6 protein-coding genes are annotated in these 6,135 nt (G+C 67.9%); 4 read left to right on the top strand and 2 right to left on the bottom strand.

Going from position 1 to position 6,135, the window contains the following annotated elements:
- The 4 genes from hemC to cobU form a co-directional block, all read left to right on the top strand.
- Nucleotides 1–632: hydroxymethylbilane synthase (gene hemC / locus ACIQ36_RS17405; RefSeq protein ID WP_395831656.1), on the top strand; the 632-nt coding region annotated here is incomplete at its 5' end.
- Between the two features lie 10 nt (nucleotides 633–642).
- Nucleotides 643–2,532 carry a uroporphyrinogen-III synthase gene (locus ACIQ36_RS17400; RefSeq protein ID WP_395831654.1) on the top strand — a complete coding sequence of 630 codons (1,890 nt, stop codon included), beginning with the start codon at nucleotides 643–645 and terminating at the stop codon, nucleotides 2,530–2,532.
- Between the two features lie 2 nt (nucleotides 2,533–2,534).
- Nucleotides 2,535–3,857, top strand: coding sequence for a heme biosynthesis HemY N-terminal domain-containing protein (locus ACIQ36_RS17395; RefSeq protein ID WP_395831652.1), 1,323 nt, complete (start codon nucleotides 2,535–2,537; stop codon nucleotides 3,855–3,857).
- Nucleotides 3,854–4,372: a bifunctional adenosylcobinamide kinase/adenosylcobinamide-phosphate guanylyltransferase gene (gene cobU / locus ACIQ36_RS17390; RefSeq protein ID WP_395831650.1), complete on the top strand. Its 519-nt coding sequence runs from the start codon at nucleotides 3,854–3,856 to the stop codon at nucleotides 4,370–4,372. Before ACIQ36_RS17395 ends, cobU begins: the two co-directional genes overlap by 4 nt.
- Here cobU and queG read toward each other — a convergent pair.
- Nucleotides 4,335–5,570, bottom strand: a complete 1,236-nt coding sequence (gene queG / locus ACIQ36_RS17385) for a tRNA epoxyqueuosine(34) reductase QueG (RefSeq protein WP_395831648.1) — start codon at nucleotides 5,568–5,570, stop codon at nucleotides 4,335–4,337. The two genes, cobU and queG, sit on opposite strands and share 38 nt — an antisense overlap.
- Nucleotides 5,539–6,135 (bottom strand): hypothetical protein (locus ACIQ36_RS17380; RefSeq protein ID WP_395831647.1); only part of this gene is annotated, 597 nt, incomplete at its 5' end. The genes ACIQ36_RS17380 and queG, both read right to left, overlap by 32 nt.

Raw genomic sequence — 6,135 nt, 5'->3', positions numbered from 1 at the left:
CGATCACGACGATCTTGGAGCGGGACGATCCGCGCGACGCTTTGATCGGCCCTTACGCCACGCTCGCCGATCTGCCCTATGGGGCCACCGTTGGCACCTCGTCCTTGCGGCGCGGCGCGCAGGTGCTCCACGCCCGGCCTGACGTAAGCATCGTTCCCTTCCGGGGTAACGTCGAAACGCGCTTGCGGAAAATCCGCGATGGCCAAGTGTCCGCAACCCTATTAGCGGCGGCGGGGCTCAATCGCCTGAAGCTCGCGGGCGAGGCGGCGGCGATTCTCGACTATGACGTGATGCTGCCCGCCGTAGCGCAAGGCGCGATTGGTATTGAAGCGCGGCTTTCCGATGCCCGCACCGCCGCGTTCCTGGCCCCCCTCGACCATCCCGAAACCCATCTCTGCGTCGGCGCCGAACGGGCTTTATTGGCAACCCTCGATGGAAACTGCCGAACCCCCATTGGCGGTTACGCGCGACTGGTTCATGATGGGGTCATGAACCAGCTTACGCTCGATGGCCTGCTGATTTCCCCCGACGGTCGCACTCGCTTCCGGGAGCGCCAAAGCGCGCCGCCGGAGCAGGCGGAAGCCTTGGGAAGTGCGGTCGGCGAAGCGTTGCTGGCAGCCCAACGCGCCTAAGAGCGCGCCGATGCCCACCCGCCAAAAATCGCCCCTGGGGCTTCTCATCACCCGGCCCGCCGAGGATGCGGCGGCAACGGCGGAAAAGCTCCAGCGGCGCGGCTTTAGGCCGATCATCACCCCGCTCTTGGCGATTGCCCCGATCCCGGACGCCGTTCTGCCCGATCTTGGCGACTATCTTGGTTTGATCGTCACCTCCGCCAATGGTGTGCGCGCCCTCGCCCAAAGCACCGACCGGCGGAGCGATTTGATTATGGCGGTGGGGGAGCATACGGCAGCCCGCGCCCGCGCCCTCGGCTTCACCCGCGTCGAAAGCGCCGATGGCGACGCGCTGGTGCTGGTCAATTATGTCAGTGACCGGCTCGACCCGGACGAAGGCAAGCTGCTGCACCTACGCGGCGAGACGCTCGCCGTCGATCCCGCCCCGATGCTGCGCGACGCCGGGTTCACCGTCGATAGTTGCACCCTCTACCGCGCCGAAACCGTGGACCGGCTGACCGACGAGGCCGAAGCCGCCTTGGCGGCTGGCACGGTCGAGGGTGTCTTGCTCTATTCCCCCCGCTCGGCGACGGCCTTCGAAGCGGCGCTTCACCGGGGGATCGGCGGGGAGGTGGCCAAGGCCCTCACCGCCTATTGCCTATCACCGGCGGTTGCCAAGGCGCTCGCGCTGGCGTATCGCTCGGTGCAGGTTGCTCCCCATCCATTGGGCGAGGCCCTGCTGGGGCTGCTGCCCGCCGTCTCTGCCGTTCCGTCCGCCCCCCGCGAGGAAACAATGTCCGAACCCGTCCTTCCCCCTGCCGATGCCCCGAAGGCCGAAACACGTCAGGATCGGGCGCGCGCGGACGCTCCGGCAGCGCTTCCCCCGCCCGCAGCCCCCCCGAAAGCCGCTAAATCCGGTTCCAGCGGCGGAATGATCGCCGGGCTGCTCGGCGGCGTCATTGCCGTGGTAGCGCTCGGCGGAATTGGCTTTGCGACGCGGGAGCAGTGGGTCGCGGCCATGGTTCCCCCCGCCCCCGCCCCGGATCGATCCCTGGTGCTGCGCGTCGATGCGCTGGAGCGAACGCTCGCGGCACTTCCCCGCCCTGCCGATGAGGCCGCCCTGCGCGCCGATCTCGATAAGCTCACCGAACGCCTTGCCGCCGTCGAAAACCGCCCGGTCGCGGTCCCCGTTCCCGCCAGTGATCCCGAAGCGATTGCCGCCCTGCGCCGCCGGGTGGAGGGCTTCGAGCAAGCCCTACGCGGCACGGCGGATGCGACCAGCCTCGCCGCCCTCTCCGAACGCTCGGCGCGCCTTTCGGAACAAATGGCCGATTATCTTCAGCGCGTAACGCAAGCCCGCAGCGCGACCGAGGAGACCACCCGCGCGCTGGTGAAACAGGCCGCCCTTGCCGTCGCCGCCCTGCGCGTCAATAGCGCCGTTGCGCAAGGCGTGCCGTTCGCCGACGCGATTCGCCTGCTGGCGAGTTTAGGGGCACAGGATGCCGAGTTGATGGGCTCGGTCGCCGGGCTCGACGCGCTGGCCGCGACCGGCGTTCCCACCGGCGAGGCCCTGCGCGCCCGCTTCCCGGACCTCGTGAGCGCGGTGAAGGCCGCCGAACTGGCCTCGGGCGAAAGCGGTTGGCGGCAGGAAATCGCGCGCTTCACTGGCCATCTCATCGTGATCCGCCGCACCGATGTTCCCGTAGGCGATGGGCTGGACGCACGACTGGCGAAACTCGACGCGCACCTCAGCCGCAATGAGTGGGACGCGGCGCTGCTCACCTTTGAAGGGGCCGCCGCCGACCTGCGCGCCGCCGCCGAACCTTTCCTCGCTGCGATCAAAGAGCGCCGCGATGCCGAACGGTTTGCCGCGCGTCTGCTCGATCATACGATCGGCCAGCTTGCGAAAGTGGGGCCGTAATCATGCGCGCGCTCCTATTTCTGCTGCTGAAACTCGCGCTACTGGTCGCGGGCTTCGTTTGGCTCGCCAATCACCCCGGCAGCGTCAGCATCGCTTGGGAAGGCTGGCAGATCGACACCTCCCCGGCCCTTCTGATCGGTGGCAGTTTTGCCCTGGCGCTGCTGTTCTATGGGCTGATTTATCTGTTCACCGCTCTCCGCGCCGGGCCGCGCGCCTGGGCCCGGGCGCGGCGCTGGAAGCAGCGGGAAGCGGGCATGGACGCGCTCACCGACGGGTTTCTCGCGCTCGCCGCAGGGGAAGCCGGTCCCGCCCGATTGGCGATCAAGCGCGTCTATCAAGGCTTGGGCGACCGTCCCCTGGCCCTGCTATTAACGGCGCAAACTGCGCTGCTCGATCAAGATTTAGAGACGGCCCGCAAAGCCTTCACCGATCTCACCGAGCAGCCGCGCGCCGCCTTTCTGGGGTGGCGCGGGCTGGTGACGGTGGAGCGCGCCGCCGGGAACCTCGACGCCGCCCTGGTGGCCGTTCGTCACGCCCAAAGCCTGAAACCCAATGCCCCCGCCATTCTTCAGGCGCGGCTCGATCTCGCCGCCCAGCGCGGCGATTGGGCCGATTATCGGCAGGCGTTAGAGCTTGGCGGCGATGCCCTCGCCGCGCCCGAGCGTCACCATCGCCAAGCCGTTGCCGCCCTCGCCGAAGCCCAGGCCCATGAGGCGGCGGGCGCGCCCGGCGCGGCCCTGGTCGCGGTCGATGACGCTTTGAGCGCCGATAAGGAGTTCGAGCCCGCCCTGCTCGCCAAAGCCCGGCTGCTGCAAACCGAAGGCCGCGCCGACGAAGCCCGCGCCTGGGCCGAAAAGCACTGGCGCAAGCACCCGCACTCTGATTTCCTGCCGTTCCTGCTCACCGCGACCGACGCGCTCGGGCGTTACCGGCAGGCGGAAAAACTCCTCCGGGCCGCCAATCAGCACCCGGAAGCCGAGCTTGCGCTGGGCAAAGCCGCCTTCGACGCGCGCCTGTGGGGGGAAGCCCGCCGCCATCTGGACCTTGCCCGCGCCGCCCCCGCCACCGAAAGGCGTGCGCTTTTGGCCCTGGCCGATCTCGCCGAAGCTGAACATCAGAACCACGCCCAGGCGCTTCAGTTCCAAGCCGACGCCCAAAGCGCCGCGCCGAACCCCGGTTGGCGTTGCGCCGCCTGCGGCACCCCGGCGCAAACCTGGGAGCCGATCTGCCCCGCCTGCGGCCAGGTCGGCACGCACCAATGGGGGGCAAGCTCTCCAGCCACGCCGCCGAGCACGGCCCTGACCGCGCCTGCGCTTCTGCCGTGAGCCTGCTCCCGCGCCTGTTCGTTCTCGGCGGGGCGCGCTCCGGCAAAAGCGCCTATGCGCAGGCGCGCGTGGAAGCCTGGGGCTCCCCGCGCACCTATATTGCCACCGCCCAAGCCTTCGATGCCGAAATGGACACGCGCATCGCCCAGCATCGGGCCGAACGCGGGCCAGACTGGCGGCTGATCGAAGCCCCAATGGATTTGCCGCGCGCGATTGCGGCGGCGGGGGCAGACGGGCACCCGATCCTTGTGGATTGCCTCACCCTCTGGGCGAGCAATCTGATTTTGGCCGAGCATAGCCCGGAAGAGGAACTCCCCAGCCTCCTCGCCGTGCTTGCCGCCTGCCCCGTGCCGGTCGCCCTCGTGTCGAACGAAGTCGGCCTCGGCATCGTCCCCGATAATGCCCTCGCCCGCCGGTTCCGGGATGCGGTTGGGCGCCTCCATCAGCGTTTGGCGGCAGAGGTGGGGGAAGTCGTGTTTATGGTGGCGGGGTTGCCGATGCGGGTGAAGGGGTAGGGTTTCCAAAGGGCGACAGCCCTTTGGTTGGGGTATCGGGGGCAAAGCCCCTGATAGAAAGTTCCCACTCGGCCCGAACCGTTTCATCAGGCTCGGCGGCATCGCAGCCCCCGGCTAGCCGTTCCGGCGCGAGCCGTCCCAGCGCCCAAACCGCCATGCCGCGCACCAGCGGGCTGTCGTCGGCGAGGCGGGCTTCCACCACCGGAACCAGTTCCAATAAGCCGCTATTGCCGATAGCGATGAGCACGTTGCGCACAAACCGCGCCCGGCCCGTGCGTTTGATCGGCGAGCCGGCAAATAGGGTGCGGAAGCTGGCATCGTCCAGCGCAGCCAATTCGGCGAGGCGCGGGGCGGTCAGTTCGATGCGGGGGAAGAAGGCTGCCTCCCGCGTTTTTTGCGCGAATTTGTTCCACGGGCAGACGGCGAGGCAATCGTCGCAGCCGTAGATGCGATTGCCCATCAGGGGGCGCAATTCGGCGGGGATAACACCCTTATGCTCGATGGTGAGATAGGCGACACAGCGGCGCGCGTCCAACTGATAGGGCGCGGGGAAGGCCGCCGTGGGGCAGGCGGTGAGGCAGCGGGTGCAGCGGCCGCAATGGTCGGGCTCGGCTTCGTCCGGCTCAAGATCGACCGAGAGGAAGAGTTCGCCCAGCAGCAGCCAGGAGCCGAAGCTACGGCTGACCATATTCGTGTGCTTACCCTGCCAGCCAAGGCCCGCTTGCACCGCGAGGGGCTTTTCCATCACCGGGGCAGTATCGACGAAGAGTTTCACGTCGCATTCCAGCCCCAGCCGCGCGGCTTCCGCCACGGCTTTGCCCGCAAGGGCGCGCAGGCGGGCTTTCATCAGGTCGTGATAATCCTTGTTGCGCGCATAAACCGAAATCGCGCCGCGTTCGGGCCGGTCCAGCAGCGCTAACGGATCGTGCCCCGGCGCATAATTCTGCCCGACGACGAGCACCGACCGCGCCTCCGGCCACAGGGTTTGTGGGTCTTCGCGGCGGTCGGCGTGGGCCTCCATCCAGCCCATATCGCCGTGACGGCCTTCGGCGAGGAACCCACGCAAGGCGTCCGCCGCCCGCGCGGGCACCGAGGCGGGGGCGAAACCCACCGCATCGAAGCCCTCCGCCAGCGCCGCCCCCCGCAGAAAGGCGCGGAAGGTTTCTTTAGGGGATGGTGAGGGCAGCGAGGAAGTCATCCAACTCTTTCTTAGCGGCAGTTGCGACGGCCTGCATCGCTTCGATGCCTTTCTGTTGCTCGGCGAGCTTATCTTCGACGGCGGTCAAGTCTTTCAAATAGCGGCGCGCGAGGTCGGAATTGGCGGGAACGGCGGGCAGGCTGTCGCGCAGGCGCTTTTGTTCAGCCTCGGTCGCGCTGCGCGCCTCGCGGCGGCTGGACGCCTCCTTCTGGGCGGTGTCCAGCCGGGTATTGATGGCTTGCGCCTGTTTGAGCGCCGTTTGAACGGCGGGCGGATACTCGGTTGCCGAGGCCGCAAGGATGGTCCAATTCACGTCCGGACGGAGCAAGTCGATCTCGGTGGAATTGATCCGGTCGATCACGACATCGAGCGACCGATCCTCACCGCCGGTCAGCGTAAAGCGATAGCCGCGTTGGGTTTCCTTCACGCCCTGCGTCGGGGCGGTCAGCACGGCGGGCGGGAGCGGGCGCGCTTGATCGATCAGGATCGGGCGGCTATCGCCTGCGGGCAGCACCACGCGGTAATTAGTTTTATACGTCACCGCGTCCGTGCGCTTCATAGCACC

Origin of the sequence: Elstera sp. (genome assembly GCF_044372965.1) — a bacterium.
In the GTDB taxonomy this organism is placed as follows: Bacteria; Pseudomonadota; Alphaproteobacteria; order Elsterales; family Elsteraceae; genus Elstera.
This window is presented reverse-complemented; position numbering and strand designations above follow the sequence as displayed.